The following is a 19,546-nucleotide window of genomic DNA, read 5'->3' on the forward strand; positions in this document are numbered from 1 at the left end:
AGATTGTTTTTATCACGCATTAACAGCCCGATTGGTGAGGGGGAATAATCAGTGGAGTATTAACCCACCCCACTGATTGAAGTTTCACTTTACAAGAAATGAATCTATTAAATTGTATGCTTGTTTTGTAGAGTGCTCGTTATATTTTTCAGTGTACGGATTTAGAAATCCATGTTCACCGTGTAGTTGTTTTATTTCTAATAAAGGATTCTTTTGTTGCTGCAATGTGTGAATTAAAGAGGATACTGAAAAACTAGATTCTTTTTCAGGGAAAATAAGTAAGGTAGCACATGTTGGTTTTATATGAATATAGTCACGTATACGAGAACCGTAACATCCGATAATAAAATCAATTTTCGGATTGTTACTACATAGCCAGGAGATGGTAGCTCCAACACTAAAGCCGATAAGTCCAATATGTGTATAACTACTAGAAAGATGAGAAATGAATTCTTCAATTTGCTTTTTTCCATAATCAAATCCAATATGATTTACAAAATGTTCATATGCTTTTTCTTCATCACTATAATGAAATGCATGTTGTAATTGTAGAAGATTAGGACAGAATACGTCTATATGAGATGAAGTAAAGTGCTGGGTAACGTGATGCATATGGTCGTTCACACCATATATTTCATGAACAATAACGAGAGCTACTTTTTTCTTCATAGTTATAAATCGCCTCTATGAAACTTAAATTCTTTCTCAACAAGGCAAATACGCAGGTGGAAGTTTTCATACCAGTGCTCACGACCTCTTTTTTTCGCTTCTTTATGTAAGGTGTTCTTTTTCCAATTTTCAATTGCATCAAGTGATTCCCAATAAGAAATTGTTATTCCGAGCCCAGAATTACCTCGTGCACTTTCTACACCTAAAAATCCAGGTTGTTGCTTTGCGAGTTTTTCCATTTCTTCGGCAACGGTATTATAGTCAGTTGTATCATTTGATAAATTAGAAGTGAATATAACTGCATAATAAGGCTTGTTTTTTTCTAAATTAGATGCCATTATTTTTCCCCCTTAATGTATAGTACGAATAATTAATCCATAGTTTGTATTTTAGCAGGTCACAAAAAGAAAAGAAGTAGAAAATTCTTATTTTTTCAGCTCATGTAAAATAAAGGATAGAAGAAATTTATAATAAGTAATCTGAAAGAAGAAAAATGCCACTTCAAAAGAGAAGTGGCATTTCTTATATTTCCTCTAAGCTATTAACTGGAACAGTTAATTCGCGTCCTGGGTTTTTTACTTCATATATGCGGGCGGTTTCATTGCTTTCATCGACGTGTTGAATCATAACAGGCATGCCTTGAAAATTGACATTGGCTTGTTCTGCTGACATAGAAAGCTCTATTGCACGTTGTATATTCATTTATATTCCTCCCATCATTATTATCTTTGCTAAAAAAGAGGAATAATATACCATTTAGAGACATTCTTAAAGTTTTTGTATTATTTGTAATGTTTCTTTAATAAATGCAGAGAAAATAGAATCTGGATAAGATTGTATCATTTCATTTGCTTTTGTTGCTTCTTCAAGAGCTCTTGTTTTATCATTTAGTTTGACGTAACAAAGTGCACGATATGCACCTGCTGTTGTAAGCCACGCTTGATCCAGTGGATGGTTCATATAATCCGGTATAATACCACGTTGCAATGCTTGTAAAGCTTCTTCGTAACGTTTTAATCCGTACAAAGCCTTTCCTTTTTCAAGATAGTACAGTCCATCGTCTTGAAAAATTGGCTCATCTTTTAGTTTTTCTCGAAATTGTTCTAGATGTTTTAATGCGATTGTATATTCATTAGTAATTGTGTTGTAATAGTAAGCTTTTAAAATATCAATAATTGCGATGGATAGAATATCTTCTGTAAAAATGGCAAATTGCTCAGATTTTTTTATGTAATATAAATATTGTTCTTTATCAGCTGTAATGACTTTTTGGTAAGATAAAATCCGGTAAAATTCATCTGTTTTATAATACACTTGATGCTTTTTTGAAAATGCGAGTGCTTCTAATATCGTTTCTTCACATTTTTCATAATCGCCACATGCTAGTAAGATGATGGCTTCATATAAACATAACTCGATATGTATAATGAGATCCATTTCTAAATGTTTTTCCTCATAATCATTTCTAATATAATATATAAGTTGTAAACATTCAGCATACTTTTTACGCGTGAATATCGCAAAAGATAATTTTAATTTTGTTTCTGTACTGTCGCGATATAACTTATATTTTTCAAAAATAGAAACAGCTTTTTCTACGTAAGATTCAATGTTGTAATCTTTCATAATCGTCGCAGCAGTTACAAATTGTTTGTATAAGCGAGCTGTATTTAAAGTAGAAGGTAGCTCTGTTTGAACGATAGGTAGTAAAGTCTTGTATACTTCATCGCATTTATTTGCTTTTATTAATGGCTCCATTTTTTGAATGAGTTCCACAATTTCTCCTTCATCTTCTTCTAATAAAAAGCTCATTTCACATTCAAGTTTTTCCGCAATATATTGTAATGTTTTCATAGAAGGTGTAGCTTTTCCATTTTCAATTTGACTAAGCATACTTTTTGTCAGTTCCAAACCTGCCAGCTCTGTTTGTGTAAGCTTTTTTTCTTTTCTTAATGCTTTAATTTTTTCGCCGAGAGTTGCCATATTATTGCTCCTTTATATTTAAAAAGTTAAATTATATTTAACTTTATGTTGTGAAAATCGGAAAGTTGATTATATAATAAGTTTAACACAATTTAACTTTTAAGGGGAGAGAGTCAAAAATGGGAGATATAAGTATAGGACAACATGATTCAAGAATGAAGATTGCAACGAGAAACATCATTTTAATGATGATTGGAAAAATGACGTCTTTATTAGGCGCAGGTATTTATACGTTCGCAATGGGGTTATACGTATTAAAGACTACTGGTTCAGGGATGGGGTTTGCAACTACGCTCGTTTGCGGATCACTTCCAAGGATGATCTGTGGTCCAATTGCTGGTGCTGTAGCAGATCGCGTCAATCGAAAATGGCTTGTCATTGGTACTGATTTATTAAGTAGTTTAACGATGCTTAGTATGTTTATTCTTGCTACTATATTTGGACCATCACTTCTTTTTATTTATATTTCAGCAGCATTATTATCAATTTGTGCAAGTTTTTATTCCGTTGCATTAACTTCGTCTATTCCGAGTTTAGTAGATGAAGGACGTATTCAAAAAGCGAGTGCTTTAAATCAAACGGCGGCTTCTTTATCAAATATTTTAGGGCCGATTATTGGCGGAGTTGTATTTGGTTTCTTTTCAATTCAGTCGTTCTTTTTGTTGAATAGCATTACATTCTTTTTAGCGGTTATTTTGCAATTATTTATTGTATTTGATTTATATAAAAAAGAAGTGGCTGAGAGTAAAGAGCATTTCTTGACGAGTATAAAAGAAGGTTTTTCATATATAAAACGAAAACATGAAATATATGGTTTAATGAAAATAGCATTGTGGGTAAACTTTTTTGCGTGTGGTCTAACCGTTGCACTTCCATACATTATCGTACATACATTGCATTTATCTTCAAAGCAACTTGGTACTGTAGAGGGAATGTTAGCAGTCGGGATGTTAATTGGTGCGATTGCTTTATCGGTGCGTAAAGAAGTGAATAATCCGTTTCGTTCAATTTATACTGGACTGTTTTTGTTTGCAGGTTTAAGTTTATGTACAGTCTTTCCGTTGTTAGTTATCATTCCAAAAGTAGCAAGTTTTATTTACTATATTGCTTTTATGATGTTAACTGGTATAGCAATTATGATTGTAAACATTCCAATGCAAGTACATATGCAAAAAACGACAGATCCGAGCTACCTAGGGCGTGTGTTTGGCCTACTTGAAACAATTGCGACTGCAATCGCACCACTTGGTATGATTGTATATGGACTACTATTAGATATGTTGCCAACTAGCATTGTTATGATGACAATAGGCGGGGGTTTATTGTTAGTTGTATTAGTTGGAGTAAAGCAACATATGGCGAAAAAACAACTAGATGTGTCCGCTTAAAAATAAGAAAATAATAAAAATTTGACTTATCATTATAAAAATGACTAAATTAGTATTTTAGTTTTTGAAACTCTTTTTCATGTGTGTTAAAGTAAAGTGAGCTTGCAAAGAAAAGGAGACAACAGCATGAAAAAATTAAGTTTTGTTATGCTTTTTCTATTAGTTGTAATGGTTGGATGTAGCAATTATGACACATATATTGAAACAGGTATGCAATCATTGAAAGATGAAAAGTATAGTGATGCAACAATGTGGTTCGAAAAAGCAGAAAAAGAGAAATCAGGAAATGAAGCCAAATCATATAAAGAAGTTGCTGAGAAAATGGATCACGGAGCAACAGCATTAAAAGACGGTAAGTATTTAGAAGCGAAAGACATTGCAAATGAAGTGTTACAAATGAAAAAAGACGATGCACTTGAAAAAGCTGTAACATCAAATGCAGAGAATATGCTTCAAAAAGCAAAAGATGTGGAAGAGAAAGTAAATGAAAGAGTGGCAAAGCGTAGAAAGGTAGAAGAAGAAGGAATCGATAAAATTATTAAAGCTGTCGATAGTATAGATGAAGTGAAAGAAAAAGAGAAGAAAGTATCAGAAGCATTAGATAAGGCTGAAGAGGCGCAAGCAAAAATTGAGGCAAAGAAAAATAAATAGATTTATAGTTTAAAAGGCTGTCGTGCATAACGACAGCCTTTTAATTTTTTGTTGCAAATGAAGTGATGCTCTGTAGTAAAAAAGAAATGATTTTAGAATTCCATCTGTCCTCATGATGAATCGTATAAATATTACGCTGAAATTCAAATTCAGGGATTGGTATATAGCATAGCTCATTTCGTTGTATTTCTTGTTCGATAGCAAGTTTAGAAATCAAGGCAATTCCATTACCATATTTTAAAATTTGTTTCATCGTTTCTAATGAGTCTAATTCAATTTCTGATTGGAATGTAATGTTATGCGCTAACGTCCATTGTGTAAGTAAATCTCTTGTTGTAGATGGGTTACGATGCAATAGTATGCGTTCCTTTTCTATATTTTGTAACGATACATTGTCTTTCTTTGAAAAATGATGTTCTTTGGAAAAGGCAAGAACAAGTGTATCGGGCATTATATTCGTTTGTTTTAAAAGTGGTTCATCAAATGGAGCAGCGGAAATTATCCCAAGATCGATTTCGTGATTTTGTAGCATCATTCGAATTTCAGGGGCTGTTTTCACTAGTAGCGTTATTTTTATATTGGGAAATTCACATTGAAATTGATGAACGACTGCTGGCAAAAGATAAGTCGCTGGTACATAACTAGCGCCGATTGTTATAGCACCTTTATGAAAATCTTTAAACTCTTGCGTGACACGTCTAGCTTCTTTCATAAGTGCATCTATTTTACAAGCATAATGGTGCAAAGCCTCACCAGCCTCTGTTAAGAAATACCTTCCAGAACGTAATTCAAATAAAGACACACCGAGTTCTTCTTCTAAGCTTTTTATATGAAAAGTAATAGTTGGTTGTTTAACGCCAAGTTTTTCTGCAACGATTGTAAGCTTTTTGTATTTCTTAATAAGTACTACAATTTCTAATTTTAAGAGATTCATTATGATGCCGCCTTTTTTATTTTAACTATAGAAAAAATCTATAGAAATAAATAGTTTATTAGAAGTTTTTTAATTTAATCTTTACAGTACATTAACATTCAGTATAAATCTTCCATATAGAATGAAAGCAGGTTAAGAATGAGGGGAGAGAGGTGAGACGATGGATATTAAAATTAATGGATTAGAAAAAACATTTGGTAAAACACAAGCGTTAAAGCCGTTGCAGATTGTAATGAAACAAGGGGAATTCACTACACTTTTAGGACCTTCGGGATGTGGGAAAACGACTTTACTTAGAATGATAGCAGGACTTGAAGAACCGGATAAGGGAGAAATATATTTTGGAGACCAGTGCATGTATTCTGCTACAAAAAAGATAAAGACATCTCCTCATGAACGGAATATCGGTATGGTATTTCAAGATTTTGCTTTATGGCCGCACATGACTGTTTTTGAAAATGTTGCATTTGGTTTAAGAGCTACAAAGCAAATGAATCATTTACGAGAAAAAGTAGAGGATGCGATAAAGCGAGTTCGTCTGCAAGGTATGGAGAAAAGGTATCCGCACGAACTTTCTGGTGGACAGCAACAACGTGTCGCATTCGCTAGAGCAATTGTAACAAAACCTCATTTTATTTTGTTTGATGAACCGCTAAGTGCACTCGATGCAATTTTGCGAGAAGAAATGAGAATAGAGCTTATGGATATTGTTCATTCCATTGGTTTAACTGCACTGTATGTTACTCACGATCAAACAGAAGCAATGTCAATGTCAGACCAAATTATTGTCATGAAACAAGGAGAAGTATTACAAAAAGGAACACCGGAAGATATTTATGTGAAACCGTCTCATGAATTTGTTGCCAAATTTGTTGGTAAGGCGAATTGGTTTGTAGAGGGGAAAAGAATGATTCGTCCAGAGCATGTGAGTTGGACAAAAAATGATGTGTGCGAAATGTATACAGGTGAAATTCAGCATGTTACATATGTAGGAGAACGTTATGAAGTGAAAGTAAATATGGGGACTTTAGGCATCTGGACAGCCTATCACAATAGTAAGCTAAGCATCGGGAAACCAGTATCGTTATATGTACCAAAAAAATGTATTCATCATATAGGGGGAGAATCGTATGAAGAAATTCAGTTCGCTTAAGTCTTTATTTGTATGTACTTTACTATTTTCTACTGTAGTAACAGGTTGTAGTTCAAAGACAGGTAATGCAGATGCAAAAAGTAAAAATATGAATGAAAAGAAAATTGTTGTATATAGTGCAGGGCCAAAAGGGTTAGCAGAAAAAATTCAAAAAGACTTTGAAAAGAAAACTGGTATAAAGGTGGAAATGTTTCAAGGGACAACTGGTAAAATTTTAGCGAGAATGGAAGCTGAAAAGAAAAATCCAGTCGTTGACGTTGTCGTACTCGCTTCCTTACCAGCGATGGAAGGATTAAAGAAAGAGGGTCAAACGTTAGCTTATAAAGAGGCGAAACAAGCTGATAAGCTGCGTTCTGAATGGTCAGATGATAAAGGCCATTATTTCGGGTATAGTGCTTCAGCATTAGGGATTGTGTACAATACAAAAAATGTGAAGACGGCGCCTGAAGATTGGAGCGATATAACGAAAGGAGAATGGAAAGGGAAAGTGAATCTTCCAGATCCAGCACTTTCAGGTTCAGCTTTAGACTTTGTAACAGGATACGTGAAAAAGAATGGACAAGATGGATGGAATTTATTTGAGCAGCTTAAGAAAAATGAAGTTACAGTAGCAGGAGCAAACCAGGAAGCGTTAGACCCAGTTGTAACAGGTGCGAAAGATATGGTCATTGCGGGTGTTGATTATATGACGTATAGCGCAAAAGCAAAGGGTGAACCTGTTGATATCGTATATCCAAAAAGCGGAACAGTTATTAGCCCACGTGCAGCGGGGATTATGAAGGATAGTAAAAATGTTGAAGGTGCAAAAGAGTTTATTGATTATTTATTATCCGATGATGTACAAAAACAAGTTTCTAAAGCGTATTTATTGCCTGGTAGAACAGATATAAAAGCTGAAAATAGACCAAATGTAGAAGAGATTCCAGTATTAAATATTGATTGGAAAACAGTTGAGAAAGAGCAAGATGAAATAGGGAAACAATTTAAGAAAGTATTTCAATAAGATGGTGATTCCATGGTAAATCGATTCGTATCAGTAAGACAAGTTGGAATGACGGTAGCGTTATTACTTGTGGGGATGTTAATCGTCATTCCACTTTTTCTTATTTTATTTTCTAGTGTATATGAAAATAGCAGTTGGAATTTTTTAAAGCCTTTTGAAGTGATGCAGAGTGGTGGATTAGCGGGGATTTTTCTAAATTCGATGCTTCTAGGTGTACTCGTTGTAATAGGTGCTACAATATTTGCATTTCCATTGGCATTTATTATGAGCAAAACAGATGTAGGAAAGTATAGTAAGTTAGATATTGTTTTTATGATTCCATTTATGACACCGCCGTATATTGGATCGATGGGCTGGATTTTGTTCATGCAACCTAACGGCTATTTTGAACAATTTTTCCCGATGCTAAAGACAGTTTCATCATCGTTTTTTAGTTTAGGAGGTATGGTATTAATTATGAGTCTGCATTTATTCCCATTTCTTTATTTCATGCTGAAAAACACGTTACTTCAGATTGGGAGTAGTAAAGAAGAAGCTGCAGCAGTTCATGGCGGAAGTTTTTTCTATCGCTTAAGAAAAATAATATTGCCGTTATTAGTATCAAGTTATGTAATGGGTGCTTTACTCATTTTCGTAAAGACGATTGCTGAATTTGGAACACCGGCTACATTCGGACGTAGAATAGGATTCCACGTGTTAACATCAGAAATTCATAAATTTATTTCGAGTTGGCCAATTGATTTCAGTAGTGCAACAGCATTATCTTCTTTATTACTTAGTGCTTGTATGCTCATTTGGTATATGCAAAATGTATTGAATCGAAAGTATTCATATGCAATGGTTAGTGGAAAAGGTGTGAAATCTAAAAGATATACTTTGTCTATATTTACGCGCGTTGTAGCATGGATGTATGTAATTGGTTTATTAATCGTATCAATTGGAATTCCATACTTTTCTATACTTATTGCTTCTTTTTCAAAATTAAGAGGCGGCGGTTTACATGTAAATAACTTTACAACAAGTCATTATGAGGCATTGTTTACAATAGGGTCTCCGGGATTAGAGGCTTTATGGAATAGTTTTCTTTTTTCACTCGTAACAGCGATTATTGCGGTAATTATTGGAGTCTTTTTGGCACTTATGATTCGAAAGGGGAAAAAAAACTCTGAAAAATGGCTTGATATGTGCGGTATGTTACCGAATATGGTACCAGGAATCGTTATGGTTGTAGGTCTTATTCTATTTTGGAATTCACCATATATGCCTATGTCAATTTATAATACACCAATTATGGTTATCATAACGTATGTTGTTCTGTTTTTACCTTACACGGTGCAATATGTAAAATCATCACTCGGACAAATTGATGATTCTCTCGTACAGGCAGGAAGTATTTTTTCGGGAAATTATATTTATATTTTTAGAAAAATAATATTGCCTCTTATTATCCCAGGCATTCTTGCCGGATGGGCGATGACATTTACAATTTCAATAAGAGAGTTAGTAGCATCACTTCTCGTATTACCTCCATCAGTAGAAACGTCAGCAACGTTTATTTTTGCTCAATTTGAACAGGGTGAAGTATCTATAGGAATGGCGATGGCCGTTGTTTCTGTTGGACTTACAACAATGTGCTTATTACTGCTGCAACATATGGAGCAAAAACGAAAAGGGGTAGCATGATGAGAATGGAAGTATGGGGAGGAGCAGGGGAGTACGGTCGCTCCTGCTATTTTGTAAAAAATAAAGAGACGAAAATATTATTTGATTGTGGTATTAATCGATCTTATGAGGATGGTTATCCAAAAATAGGGAGAGAAGCTGTTCCATTTTTAGATGCGGTATTTTTATCACATATTCATGAAGATCATACGATGGGTTTACCTTTATTGGCGAAGTATGGATATAAGAAAAAAATTTGGACGACTCGTTATACGAAGGAGCAACTGCCGTTATATTATGAAAAATGGAGAAACTATAATGTGATGCAAGGGTGGAAGTTACCTTATAGCGACCAACATATAAAAGATTTAAATTATGTATGTATTGATGAGATTAGTAATCCAAATGAATGGATACAAATTACTCCTACATTGCGGTTTCAGTGGGGGTATAGTGGGCATGTATTAGGAGCTGTTTGGTTTTTAGTTGATATGTGTAATACATACGTATTTTATTCAGGCGACTATTCAGCAGAGTCTAATATACTACGAGCTAATTTACCTGAGAAATTGGGCCACAATATAAAAGTTGCAATTGTAGATGCCGCTTATCACACAGATGATGTTTCGCAAAATGAAAGATTAGACGATCTATGTGCAGAAATTGAACGAGTTATGCAAAATAAAGGAATAGCATTATTACCGCTGCCACAACTTGGTAGGGCGCAAGATATAGTATTGTATTTATATGAACGATATAAAGAATTTCCGCTTATAGTAGATAAAGAAATTTTGGCTGGATTTGAAGAGATGTTCATATATAAAGATTGGATAAAAAATAATGAAGAACTTAAACGGATTATGGAGAGTTTAAAAAGAAGCATAATAGTGATGGATAATGACATTAGTATGCAAAATAGTTACGGAATAGTTGTAATGAGCGATGCGAATATGCAAACGAAACGAGCACAGTTATACTATGAACAGCTTCGGAATGAAAAACGGAATGCCATTATTTTTACTGGGCATATTGCGAAAGGGAGTTTTGCAGAAAGAGTTATGAAAGAACATGTAAGGAGTACATGTAGGGTGAAGCGAGTTCCGTATAAAGTTCACCAAAGTATAAGAGACGTTAAAGAGATGTTAAATACATTATTACCAGAACATACGGTGCTAGTGCACGCTTTGAAAGAGGATACGGATCGATTACAACAAAAGCTAAGTACAGCAGGATATGAAAATGTATATTCACTTGCAATGGAACGTATAGAAGTCATTTGAAATGTAAAGGGGATAGGTATATGAAAAAAGTATTTGTATTCGTAAGCATTTTCTTTTGTTGTTTCCTTTATAACGTTAAGGAAGGGTTTGCAGCTAGTCCAATGAAACCTAGTTTTGAAGTAAAGTTATTATTGAAGCCAGAACAAGTATTAGGTGATAACAAAGAGATGAAGCAAGAGGTGCTAGAACATTTCCAGGCTGGTACAAAATATGAAAGAATACAAGTGCAATTTTTAGATACTGCGAATAAAAGTTTAAGTGAGGAAGGTTGGTTTGCTAGAATTCGAAAGAAAGAATTTAGTAAAGATTTTGAACTAACATATAAAAAAAGATATCCTATTCCAAATGGTGTAATTCAAGATGCACTAGAAGTAGCTAAAAAAGAAGGATTCGATAGTAATACGGATAGTTATGAGGCGGAAATAGATTGGGGATTTGAGAAGAAAACATTAAGCATTTCAAATAAGAAAAGTTACAGCGCTAAAGGATATGGGATACTTGATTTACCAAATGAACAAGCTGCTCAAAACATGTTAATAGAAAAATTACCAGGGAAAATGAACAAATGGTTGTATACAAATTGGGGAGAGGAAATGTTAAAGAATTCCCGTATTTACGGTCCTGTATTAATGAAACGATATACAGGAGAGTTTGAAAACATAAAAGCAAATATTGAAATTTGGCCATTAAGTAATACCGGAAAATTAGAAGATGACTTCGTAATAGAAGTGTCATTTAAAACAAATGAAGAAAGTATTGCGACAAAACAAAGGGAATTATTAATGGCGAGTTTAGAGAAAAAAGGCTGGTTGTTACCGAAAGATAGTTTGAAGACAGAGCTTATTTTTCAGTAAATGAGAAAAAAGGAATCCATATTTCGTGGATTCCTTTTTCCAATATATGAGTATTAAGCTAAGTCAGCTGACACGAACATATCACTATTTTGAAGGTTTTTAGAGCGTAAACTATAAGCAACTACCTTCTTTTTATATTGTTTTACAACATCAACATGCTCTTCATGACTGTAAATATAAAATGTGAAATCTTTTTTACCCCGTTTTGCATTGATAATTAAAGGAGTGCCCTCATTATGGGGTGGTGCATAATAGCGATCTAAAAATAAACCTTCGTTAAAATCATGAATAATTTTTGATTTCTGTTCGCCTTCTACGTTATTTCCGTGAATTGTAATAGTCACATTCTCTTCTTCAAGTTGTGGATGTGTTTCGTACTTGCTAATAATGGATTCAATAACAGTGTTAGGAAGGCTAGAAACGATAATTTTAAATGCTCCAAATACAACTAACATTACAATAAACCAAGTCGTCATAGTATATCATCCCCTTTATTCTATTTAATAATATAACTCATATGGTAATAGTACATATGGTGAAGTTTTGTATAATTTGTGAAAAATATGCCATTTTCACGTACGAAATGTTAGAAAAAACAATTTTGTTACAAAAAGTTGAAATCGAAGTATTTTAAAAGAAAAAGGTTTATAATAAAAATATAACTAATAACCACATTACTAATTATAAGGAAGTGTAACTATGAGTACTGTAGCAATCGTATATGGTATTATTCTTTCCACAATTATTGTTTTGTTTTTCGTTGGGGTTTCACGTTATATTCATAAATGGAAAGAAGGCGTTGCGAAATTAAATCACATTGAAGAAGAACTTAGTGATTTAATGTTACATCATGGTAAGTAAACATTTATTTTTTAACTAAACAATGTGAAGAATATCACAAAACGTGCTTTCCTAATGAAGGCATGTTTTTTTGTTGTTTAAGAAAAGAAGTATTTTTGTATAAATAATCTAATTATTACTTAAAAAGGGAAATTTATTTAGTATAATATATAATATGTTTATTTTAGGGGGAGTATCATGAGGGGATTAAAAGTTGTTGGAATTATAGCTGGAATTACTATAGTAGGCTGTATAGCTTTCTTTTCAGTGAAGGAATATGTCAATTCCAAAGAAGACTCTAATTATGTGCTAAATTACATAAAAGAACATAAGGATGATAAAACAACTTCTTTAATTGTTAAAAGAAATGGTGAAACATTGACATCAATAAATGAAAAAGAAAAATTACCGCTAGCAAGTATGTCGAAAATCGTTATAGCAATTGAATATGCTAAGCAAGTAGCTGAAGGGAAAATAAGAAAAGACGAGAAAATTTCATTGAAAGAATTAGAAAAATACTATGTGAAAAATACTGATGGTGGTGCACACCCTGCATGGCTAAATGATGTAAAAGGTAAAGAGTTAGTGAAGGGTGGTCAAACTTCTTTAGAAGAAGTAGTGAAAGGAATGATCCATTATAGTTCGAATGCGAATGCATCATATTTATTGGACAAGCTTGGAGCAGCGCGGATAAATGAAAGTTTGAAAGAGTTAGGCTTAAATAGTCACGATGAATTTTATCCAACGTATACAGGGGCATTATATATGAGGGGCTATGTTGAAAAAGAACTGCATATTCCTCAAAATAAAGCATTGGACAAGCTACGTAATATGTCTAATGATGAATATGTTAAGCATGTATGGCAAATACATGAATGGATGAAAGACGAGAAAGAATGGACAAAACGCGAGATATCGTTAAAAGCCGATATGGATTTTCAGCGTATTTGGTCAGATCGGTTTATAGGTGCAAATGCGAAGGATTACATGAGTTTATTGGAAAAGATAAATAGCAGAAATTATTTTACACCACAAATGCAAGGTGAGGTTGAGAATATATTTAAAGGAACCGTAGGAGAGGGTATATTCGAATTTGCTGGACAGAAAGGTGGTTCTACGGCATTTGTATTAACAAATAGTTTCTATGGTACTGATAAAAAAGGGAATAAGATTGAGATTGTCTTTATGATGAACAATTTGAGTGAAAAAGCATTTGAAAAACTTCTAAGTAATATGGATTACTTTATTCGAGATATTGTCATAAGTGAGGAATTCAGAAATAAATTATAATGAAATAATTTTATTATGTAAACAAAGGGGCACTTATGAAAAGTGCTCTTTTGTAATACAGGATTTTCCAATCTTATTATTGAATATAGATGGAAAATAAGAAAGGAGGTTGAAAAATGACAACAATATATTTCGTTCGCCATGCCCATTCTACATATACAAAAGAAGAACGGGAACGACCTTTATCTGAAAAAGGGCACTGTGATGCAGAAAATGTAACGCATTTATTAAAAGATAAACATATTGATGTTGTTATTTCTAGTCCTTACAAAAGAGCAATCCAAACTGTACAAGGAATTGCGAATACATATAAATTATCAATACAAACTGAAGAAGATTTGCGTGAAAGATTATTGGGCACAGAGCCAGTATCAAATTTTAATGATGCTATGCAGAATGTGTGGAAAGATTGGAGTTTTGCATACGAAGGCGGAGAATCAAATACTGTAGCACAAAAGCGCGCTGTAATATGTATACAAAATATATTAAAAAAATATGAAGGTAAGAATATTGTAATAGGTACGCATGGGAATATTATGGTATTACTAATGAATTATTTTAATTCGAAATATGATTTGGAGTTTTGGAAAACACTTCATATGCCTGATGTGTATAAATTAAATTTTGATAAAAATCGTTTCATTTCTGCTGAAAGAATAGAGAAAACAGGTCATCGGTTAAATATTTTGTAAAAGTTTATCAAAAAAAGAGGAAAGAGAGAAGTTATTGTAGAAGTATGACTTTGTAACATAAAAAATATATGTTAAAGGAGGCTGTTTACATGTTTGAGAAAGAGAAAGAAGGGCTTATTGAAGTTCACAACGTATATGAAATTGCACCAGCAGATGGAACAATTATTGGTATGGCAACAGAAGAAGAAATGGAAATTGCTGCTGAACTAGAGCTGCAGTACTATGCCCATTCTCGTTTGCTAGAAGCAAATATTCAGTTAGACGGTTCCTCCTATAAAGAGTTACTTCAGGAGTTCCAGGAGTACGAAAGAAAATCAATGAGCTTTTGGCGAGCAATACATAAGCGTTTAGCTGTGCCATGGGCATGGGTATTACGTATTGATGTTGCGAATGGCCCTATTTATGTAAGTAATGGGAATGCGTATTACGAAGAAATCGATGATGAAGAAGATTATGAATAGATAAGTAAGGAAGCAACTTTAGTTGCTTCCTTTTTTTATTTATAGAGATTGAACAGCCTCAATAATAATATCAGGCCGATCAATTTCGATTCCGTGACCAGCATGTTTGGCAAGTATATATTGGCTATGTATGGAGAGTTGTAATTGTTCATGGATCAGTTCTTGCCACATTGATTCAAGTTGTGTCGCTTCCTCTTTTGGCATGCCACCCTCAGTCAACTGAGTAATAGAATAATGAGGATCTCTACCGATAACGATTAATGGTATTTCTAATGTTTTATATAGCTCTTTTATTGAGCGAGCACAATTTTTCCACTCATATAGTTCAGAAGCTGTTGCTTTATATAACAGAGGAGAGGTAGAAAATTCAATGTACTGTCTTGATTGGTTAGCGAGTATAGATTTTAGTTTATTAGAAAGCATGTCTACATCCATTTTGGAGTATGTATTATATTTTTCAAGCCACATATTATCCGAGTCAGTTTGATCAGAAATTGGTAAATGAAGTTCATCTAAACGGTGTAAGTTCATCGAAGTAGAATCAACTAAAATAAGTGCTTGCAGCTTATCTTCATGTAACATCGCAAAATGTTGTGCACATAATCCTCCATAGGAATGACCGATTAGAATAAATGGCTCTTGAATAGCTAGTTTGTTTAGTAACATATGTAGCTCTTTTGTAACTTGCCTTATTGTACGTGGCTGATTTCCTAGCTCACTTTTCCCGTAACCTGGGCGATGGTATGAAACGACTGTAAAGTGCTGTGAAAGCTTTTTTATAATAGGAAGCCAATCATAAAATGAGCAACTCATTCCGGTTTGAATGACTACAGTTTGTTTACCACCTCCTTTTATATGTACTTCTATATTTTGCCCCATTATTTCTACAAATTTATGAATGTTAATTCCCCCTAAGCTTGAAATAATTTTTGAAAAGCAAAAACGATACACCAAACACCTATACCGAGTAGGACAGATGTACTAAGTGTAAATGAATTTTTTAAACCAATATAGACAATAAATAATAGTAGTGCTGATGCGGGGAATCCATATAATACCCCTAAAGCAAATTGACTCAATTCTTGTTTATTCCCGCCTTCAAATGAAATCCAAAATAGACTAAGTAAACTTACGAGAGGAAGAGCAGCAATAAAGCCACCTATCGTACTATAATGTTTGGCGACTTCAGTGATAACGCCGATAATAAGTGCCGAAACGATTACTTTAACGAGGAAATGCATATTTTGCCTCCTTCGCTAATAACGAAAATGCTTTTTCAATTAATTGTAGTTCTTCTTTTGATAACTGTGATTCTAATATTTTTATCTTTTCTTTATCTAGTAAAGTATGTTTTTCTAATACTTCAATTCCTTCAATTGTTAATGTAAGGTTTACCACTCTTTCATCTTTTTTATTTCTCTCTTTAACGATGAAACCCTTTTGAATAAGGCGCTTTATATGTTCAGATGCTGTGTTATGAGAAAGGCTAAGCTCAGTAGCGACTTTTCCAATTGTTATATCTTTCTCACGAGAAACGATTTGTAAAATACGAATTGCTTGGTGGGAAAGATTGTCCTCGTATTCGTATCGTAAGTGATAATAAATGCTCTCCCAATGTTGATTAATGTTGTTCATAATAATAAATCCCCTTTTTTATATCGTATAGTAAGATATATTCGTTGTTTTAGAAATAAAATCCTTTTATTTGGATAAAAAATGTTGAAAAAGTTTATTTTTATTGAAATATAAGGTAATCTATGTGTAAAGGTATACATTTAGCAAGAGAGAGGATGATAGTTGTGAATACATTCAAATGGATGAGTCATGAACAGATGTATGTAGATGAAATACATGTTGAAAAATGTGGTCCTCTTTCAGTCGGCGTATATGGGGGAAATCAAGAAAGTGATGCATATGAACGAGGAGATGCGGTACTTGCTTGGTGGGACCCTGAATTACAATTTGAATTTGTTATGATTTTTGATACACACCACAAAACAAAAAATATTGATTATATAATAGAAGCGATTTCAGAAAGAAAAGAGAAATTAAAAGAGTTATTTTCCTATCCAATACATTTAGCTTTTCATCATACACATATGTACTTATTAGCGTTATTTACAGATGAGTTATTTATTAAAAAGTGTGATCAAGATGATGAGGAACTCGCTTGCTTAATTTGTTTACGAAAAGGCGAATTTTTATATTGGTTATCAGTTGGTGATTGTTTCGCGTATTTATTCCATTCTGAGAAAACGAAAAATGGAAAAGGACGATTAAATAAACGGAAAAATTACGAATATATTGGCAGGAAAAATATTTTTGCAGCAAATACACCTTGCTTTACGTCAGGTGTAAGAGGATTAGAAAAAGGAATGAATCACATTGTAATGGCAACGGACGGTATTTTAGAGTGTGACAAACGAAGGTTTGATGATGATCAATCTTTAGTAGAAATATTACACGACGGAAATAGCTTGCAGATTGAGCCCGTATTAACAAATGTACTACAGTGGAAAGGTAGAGACTGTGCCACGATTATTGGATGGTCTATTGATACTGATAATAAACAATGTGCTAATTAATATAAAAGGAGTTCAAGGTTTTTATCCTTGAACTCCTTTTTGTTAAGCAATATGGATGTGATATGTTTTCAACCATTCATTTACTTGTAGCATATACTCCATGGCACTTCTTGCTTCAAAATTGTTAATCACTTTATTACTTTGATCAGCAATTGAAAGTAAGATGGAATGGTTAATAAGTGAGAAAATAGGATTGTTTTTATTGTTACACATATCAAGTGTTAAATTACGGATTGTTTGTAAGTAGTGTGGATCTTGTGAAGTTGGATAAGCGCTTTTTCTTCTATTGCGTACATCGTCAGGTAAAGCTGGTTGTAGTGCTCTACGTAAAATGCCTTTTTCAATATTATCAATACTTTTTATGTTGAAAGGAACATTCCATAAATATTCAACTAATCTATAATCGCAAAACGGTACACGAACTTCAAATCCAACAGCCATACTCATACGATCTTTACGGTCAAGTAAGAAAGGAAGGAATCTTGTTAAAAATAAATAAAACATTTGACGTTGTTTCGCGGATTTTTTACTTTCGCCTTCAAGAGTAGGTACTTCAAGTATCGCTTCTTGGAATCGTGTATCAATATAGTCTTCTAGATTACATTGGTTACTTACTTCATTTAGTAGAAGAGGAGATGTGTTTTTCCAATTTGTTAGCCAAGGAAACTTATCTACATATAGTAGTTCTTCTTGATGAAACCAAGGATATCCACCGAATACTTCATCAGCCGATTCGCCGGATAAAGCTACGGTCGCATCTTTTTTCATTTCGCAAAATAGTAAATATAGTGAAGTTTCCATTTCACCAGCACTCGGTAAATCTTTTGCATGAAGGGGAACGAATAAGTGATTTGCTAATTCTTCAGCATTCACAATAATATCATGATGCGCTGTCCCGACATGTTCAGAAACGCGTTTTACCCAAGGAGCGTCTAAACCAGTGCGAGCAAATGTCAGTTCGAAATCTTTTGCGCTATTTACAAAGTCAACAGAATACGTATGAAGTGTTTTATTTTCAGCAGCAAATTCTTTACCCGCAAGTGCAGTAATACCGCTAGAGTCTAATCCGCCTGATAACATACAAACGAGAGGAACATCGGCAATTAATTGTCTTTTTACTGTATCTTGTAAAATAGACAAAATATGCGAAGATGTATCTTCTATAGAGTCTGTATGGAACTTACTTTCTAAATTCCAATACTTAGTAACTACTTTTTTATGACGTGTAAATGTTATAGAATGTCCAGCACGTACTTCTTGAATATGTTTAAAGACGCCACATCCTGGAGTGCGAAATATGCCTAATCCAAATATTTCATTTATTCCATTCGCATCAATTTCAGCAGGGACAGATGGATGCGCTAATAATGCTTTAATTTCAGAGCCGAAAATAATACTGCCATTTCTTTCTGTAAAAAAGAGTGGTTTTACACCTAAATGATCGCGTGCTAAAAACAATTGTTGCTTCTGATCATCCCATAAGGCAAAAGCGAAAATTCCGTTTAAATGTCGTACGCAGTCTTCTTTCCATTCTAAATAAGCATGTAGTAATACTTCTGTATCTGAATGGGTTTCAAATGCATGCCCACATTTTTGAAGCTGCTCTCTCAGTTCACGGAAATTATAAATTTCTCCATTATAAGTAAGAGCATACGTATAATCACCAGCACGAAATGTCTTAGGCTGTGTCCCGCCTTCTGGATCAATTACAATTAAACGCCGGTGTGCAAAGGCCGCATGAGGTGAAAACCAAAATCCTTCAGCATCCGGACCACGATGCTGAATACTATTTGCCATCTTTTTTAAAATAACATGTTGATTTGAAAGGTCTTCCTTCCAATCTACCCAACCTGTAATTCCACACATACACATCTCATCTCCTAATTTTTAAAATAGATTAATGAAATAAAATGTACACTAAATTAAAGAGTGACTATATAAATAGTGTACTACATGAATTAAATTACAGACTTGAGAAAGTTTTCTTTGAATGCATAGTTATGTGAGAAAATGGCTAAGGGAAAGTATTGCATTACATACAAAAAATAAAAAAGATGAGAGAAAAAATTTTCTCAGACGTTATATAGGGTGTAAAAGCTTT

At 33.5% G+C, this 19,546-nt stretch carries 23 protein-coding genes; 13 read left to right on the plus strand and 10 right to left on the minus strand.

All coding sequences use genetic code 11. The annotated features are described in order from the left end of the window. Nucleotides 1-84: 84 nt before the first annotated feature. From NST86_RS08595 to NST86_RS08610, 4 genes are all read right to left on the minus strand, one after another. Complete coding sequence (locus NST86_RS08595) at nt 85-669, minus strand: dienelactone hydrolase family protein (protein ID WP_000730923.1); 585 nt, start codon at nt 667-669, stop codon at nt 85-87. A gap of 2 nt (nt 670-671) precedes the next feature. Then, nucleotides 672-1,007, minus strand: coding sequence for an antibiotic biosynthesis monooxygenase family protein (locus tag NST86_RS08600; protein ID WP_000157878.1), 336 nt, complete (start codon nt 1,005-1,007; stop codon nt 672-674). Nucleotides 1,008-1,191: 184 nt separating this feature from the next. Then, nucleotides 1,192-1,371 (minus strand): H-type small acid-soluble spore protein, encoded by a 180-nt coding sequence (locus tag NST86_RS08605; RefSeq protein WP_001025731.1) that lies wholly within the window; start codon nt 1,369-1,371, stop codon nt 1,192-1,194. Between the two features lie 66 nt (nt 1,372-1,437). Further along, nucleotides 1,438-2,652: a helix-turn-helix domain-containing protein gene (locus tag NST86_RS08610; protein ID WP_016117527.1), complete on the minus strand. Its 1,215-nt coding sequence runs from the start codon at nt 2,650-2,652 to the stop codon at nt 1,438-1,440. Nucleotides 2,653-2,771: 119 nt separating this feature from the next. On the opposite strand from NST86_RS08610, the gene NST86_RS08615 reads away from it, so the two are divergent. Both NST86_RS08615 and NST86_RS08620 read left to right on the plus strand, forming a co-directional pair. Next, complete coding sequence (locus NST86_RS08615) at nt 2,772-4,040, plus strand: MFS transporter (RefSeq protein WP_000502481.1); 1,269 nt, start codon at nt 2,772-2,774, stop codon at nt 4,038-4,040. Nucleotides 4,041-4,166: 126 nt separating this feature from the next. Then, nucleotides 4,167-4,691 carry a DUF4398 domain-containing protein gene (locus NST86_RS08620; protein ID WP_016117528.1) on the plus strand — a complete coding sequence of 175 codons (525 nt, stop codon included), beginning with the start codon at nt 4,167-4,169 and terminating at the stop codon, nt 4,689-4,691. 40 nt (nt 4,692-4,731) lie between these two features. Here NST86_RS08620 and NST86_RS08625 read toward each other — a convergent pair whose 3' ends face one another. Continuing rightward, entirely contained in the window at nt 4,732-5,625 is an 894-nt protein-coding gene (locus NST86_RS08625) for a LysR family transcriptional regulator (RefSeq protein ID WP_001050594.1), read from the minus strand. 160 nt (nt 5,626-5,785) lie between these two features. On the opposite strand from NST86_RS08625, the gene NST86_RS08630 reads away from it, so the two are divergent. Genes NST86_RS08630 through NST86_RS08650 form a run of 5 tightly spaced genes read left to right on the plus strand, consistent with a single transcriptional unit; the run spans nt 5,786 to nt 11,577 of the window. Next, nucleotides 5,786-6,778: an ABC transporter ATP-binding protein gene (locus NST86_RS08630; RefSeq protein WP_016117529.1), complete on the plus strand. Its 993-nt coding sequence runs from the start codon at nt 5,786-5,788 to the stop codon at nt 6,776-6,778. Beyond that, on the plus strand, nt 6,756-7,781 hold the full coding sequence (locus tag NST86_RS08635; RefSeq protein ID WP_000714717.1) for an ABC transporter substrate-binding protein: 1,026 nt from the start codon (nt 6,756-6,758) through the stop codon (nt 7,779-7,781). The genes NST86_RS08630 and NST86_RS08635 overlap by 23 nt, the downstream gene beginning before the upstream one ends. 12 nt (nt 7,782-7,793) lie before the next feature. Further along, entirely contained in the window at nt 7,794-9,464 is a 1,671-nt protein-coding gene (locus NST86_RS08640; protein WP_086423767.1) for an ABC transporter permease, read from the plus strand. Continuing rightward, nucleotides 9,461-10,723, plus strand: coding sequence for an MBL fold metallo-hydrolase (locus NST86_RS08645; RefSeq protein WP_033693830.1), 1,263 nt, complete (start codon nt 9,461-9,463; stop codon nt 10,721-10,723). The genes NST86_RS08640 and NST86_RS08645 overlap by 4 nt, the downstream gene beginning before the upstream one ends. Nucleotides 10,724-10,743: 20 nt before the next feature. Then, on the plus strand, nt 10,744-11,577 hold the full coding sequence (locus NST86_RS08650; RefSeq protein ID WP_000755309.1) for a hypothetical protein: 834 nt from the start codon (nt 10,744-10,746) through the stop codon (nt 11,575-11,577). A gap of 53 nt (nt 11,578-11,630) precedes the next feature. Here the strand turns inward: NST86_RS08650 and NST86_RS08655 are convergent, their stop codons facing one another. Continuing rightward, nucleotides 11,631-12,053, minus strand: a complete 423-nt coding sequence (locus NST86_RS08655; protein WP_000214603.1) for a YfmQ family protein — start codon at nt 12,051-12,053, stop codon at nt 11,631-11,633. A gap of 41 nt (nt 12,054-12,094) precedes the next feature. Between NST86_RS08655 and NST86_RS08660 the strand changes: the two genes are divergently transcribed. From NST86_RS08660 to NST86_RS08680, 5 genes are all read left to right on the plus strand, one after another. Continuing rightward, nucleotides 12,095-12,211: a multidrug transporter MatE gene (locus NST86_RS08660; protein ID WP_080119190.1), complete on the plus strand. Its 117-nt coding sequence runs from the start codon at nt 12,095-12,097 to the stop codon at nt 12,209-12,211. A gap of 65 nt (nt 12,212-12,276) precedes the next feature. Continuing rightward, a complete protein-coding gene (locus NST86_RS08665; RefSeq protein WP_000108701.1) occupies nt 12,277-12,438 on the plus strand; it encodes a hypothetical protein in 162 nt (53 codons plus the stop codon). Between the two features lie 177 nt (nt 12,439-12,615). Further along, the gene (locus tag NST86_RS08670; protein ID WP_016117533.1) at nt 12,616-13,707 is read left to right on the plus strand and encodes a serine hydrolase; all 1,092 of its coding nucleotides are present in this window, start codon (nt 12,616-12,618) and stop codon (nt 13,705-13,707) included. A 116-nt stretch (nt 13,708-13,823) separates the two neighbouring features. Next, nucleotides 13,824-14,399, plus strand: a complete 576-nt coding sequence (locus tag NST86_RS08675; protein ID WP_016117534.1) for a histidine phosphatase family protein — start codon at nt 13,824-13,826, stop codon at nt 14,397-14,399. Between the two features lie 89 nt (nt 14,400-14,488). After that, on the plus strand, nt 14,489-14,860 hold the full coding sequence (locus NST86_RS08680) for a hypothetical protein (protein ID WP_000461766.1): 372 nt from the start codon (nt 14,489-14,491) through the stop codon (nt 14,858-14,860). Nucleotides 14,861-14,899: 39 nt separating this feature from the next. Here the strand turns inward: NST86_RS08680 and NST86_RS08685 are convergent, their stop codons facing one another. Genes NST86_RS08685 through NST86_RS08695 form a run of 3 tightly spaced genes read right to left on the minus strand, consistent with a single transcriptional unit; the run spans nt 14,900 to nt 16,495 of the window. After that, the gene (locus NST86_RS08685; RefSeq protein WP_016117535.1) at nt 14,900-15,811 is read right to left on the minus strand and encodes an alpha/beta hydrolase; all 912 of its coding nucleotides are present in this window, start codon (nt 15,809-15,811) and stop codon (nt 14,900-14,902) included. After that, entirely contained in the window at nt 15,772-16,101 is a 330-nt protein-coding gene (locus NST86_RS08690; RefSeq protein ID WP_000545641.1) for a DUF3147 family protein, read from the minus strand. Before NST86_RS08690 ends, NST86_RS08685 begins: the two co-directional genes overlap by 40 nt. Further along, on the minus strand, nt 16,085-16,495 hold the full coding sequence (locus NST86_RS08695) for a MarR family winged helix-turn-helix transcriptional regulator (protein WP_001059784.1): 411 nt from the start codon (nt 16,493-16,495) through the stop codon (nt 16,085-16,087). The genes NST86_RS08690 and NST86_RS08695 overlap by 17 nt, the downstream gene beginning before the upstream one ends. Nucleotides 16,496-16,617: 122 nt before the next feature. On the opposite strand from NST86_RS08695, the gene NST86_RS08700 reads away from it, so the two are divergent. Beyond that, a complete protein-coding gene (locus NST86_RS08700) occupies nt 16,618-17,445 on the plus strand; it encodes a protein phosphatase 2C domain-containing protein (protein ID WP_001999549.1) in 828 nt (275 codons plus the stop codon). Between the two features lie 42 nt (nt 17,446-17,487). On the opposite strand, the gene asnB is transcribed toward NST86_RS08700, so the two are convergent. Next, nucleotides 17,488-19,311, minus strand: a complete 1,824-nt coding sequence (gene asnB, locus NST86_RS08705; RefSeq protein WP_033693832.1) for an asparagine synthase (glutamine-hydrolyzing) — start codon at nt 19,309-19,311, stop codon at nt 17,488-17,490. Nucleotides 19,312-19,546: the final 235 nt, after the last annotated feature.

Origin of the sequence: Bacillus sp. FSL L8-0199 (assembly GCF_038005705.1) — a bacterium.
Lineage (GTDB): Bacteria > Bacillota > Bacilli > Bacillales > Bacillaceae_G > Bacillus_A > Bacillus_A cereus.

Bases quoted from the DNA above. Each gene is read 5' to 3' on its own strand.
- asnB (WP_033693832.1), bottom strand. From the start codon at position 19,311: ATGTGTGGAATTACAGGTTGGGTAGATTGGAAGGAAGACCTTTCAAAT.
- NST86_RS08635 (WP_000714717.1), top strand. From the start codon at position 6,756: ATGAAGAAATTCAGTTCGCTTAAGTCTTTATTTGTATGTACTTTACTA.
- NST86_RS08650 (WP_000755309.1), top strand. From the start codon at position 10,744: ATGAAAAAAGTATTTGTATTCGTAAGCATTTTCTTTTGTTGTTTCCTT.
- NST86_RS08625 (WP_001050594.1), bottom strand. From the start codon at position 5,625: ATGAATCTCTTAAAATTAGAAATTGTAGTACTTATTAAGAAATACAAA.
- NST86_RS08690 (WP_000545641.1), bottom strand. From the start codon at position 16,101: ATGCATTTCCTCGTTAAAGTAATCGTTTCGGCACTTATTATCGGCGTT.
- NST86_RS08660 (WP_080119190.1), top strand. From the start codon at position 12,095: ATGGTAATAGTACATATGGTGAAGTTTTGTATAATTTGTGAAAAATAT.
- NST86_RS08700 (WP_001999549.1), top strand. From the start codon at position 16,618: ATGTGTAAAGGTATACATTTAGCAAGAGAGAGGATGATAGTTGTGAAT.
- NST86_RS08630 (WP_016117529.1), top strand. From the start codon at position 5,786: ATGGATATTAAAATTAATGGATTAGAAAAAACATTTGGTAAAACACAA.
- NST86_RS08665 (WP_000108701.1), top strand. From the start codon at position 12,277: ATGAGTACTGTAGCAATCGTATATGGTATTATTCTTTCCACAATTATT.
- NST86_RS08595 (WP_000730923.1), bottom strand. From the start codon at position 669: ATGAAGAAAAAAGTAGCTCTCGTTATTGTTCATGAAATATATGGTGTG.
- NST86_RS08600 (WP_000157878.1), bottom strand. From the start codon at position 1,007: ATGGCATCTAATTTAGAAAAAAACAAGCCTTATTATGCAGTTATATTC.
- NST86_RS08645 (WP_033693830.1), top strand. From the start codon at position 9,461: ATGATGAGAATGGAAGTATGGGGAGGAGCAGGGGAGTACGGTCGCTCC.
- NST86_RS08680 (WP_000461766.1), top strand. From the start codon at position 14,489: ATGTTTGAGAAAGAGAAAGAAGGGCTTATTGAAGTTCACAACGTATAT.
- NST86_RS08670 (WP_016117533.1), top strand. From the start codon at position 12,616: ATGAGGGGATTAAAAGTTGTTGGAATTATAGCTGGAATTACTATAGTA.
- NST86_RS08675 (WP_016117534.1), top strand. From the start codon at position 13,824: ATGACAACAATATATTTCGTTCGCCATGCCCATTCTACATATACAAAA.
- NST86_RS08615 (WP_000502481.1), top strand. From the start codon at position 2,772: ATGGGAGATATAAGTATAGGACAACATGATTCAAGAATGAAGATTGCA.
- NST86_RS08620 (WP_016117528.1), top strand. From the start codon at position 4,167: ATGAAAAAATTAAGTTTTGTTATGCTTTTTCTATTAGTTGTAATGGTT.
- NST86_RS08640 (WP_086423767.1), top strand. From the start codon at position 7,794: ATGGTAAATCGATTCGTATCAGTAAGACAAGTTGGAATGACGGTAGCG.
- NST86_RS08695 (WP_001059784.1), bottom strand. From the start codon at position 16,495: ATGAACAACATTAATCAACATTGGGAGAGCATTTATTATCACTTACGA.
- NST86_RS08610 (WP_016117527.1), bottom strand. From the start codon at position 2,652: ATGGCAACTCTCGGCGAAAAAATTAAAGCATTAAGAAAAGAAAAAAAG.
- NST86_RS08605 (WP_001025731.1), bottom strand. From the start codon at position 1,371: ATGAATATACAACGTGCAATAGAGCTTTCTATGTCAGCAGAACAAGCC.
- NST86_RS08655 (WP_000214603.1), bottom strand. From the start codon at position 12,053: ATGACGACTTGGTTTATTGTAATGTTAGTTGTATTTGGAGCATTTAAA.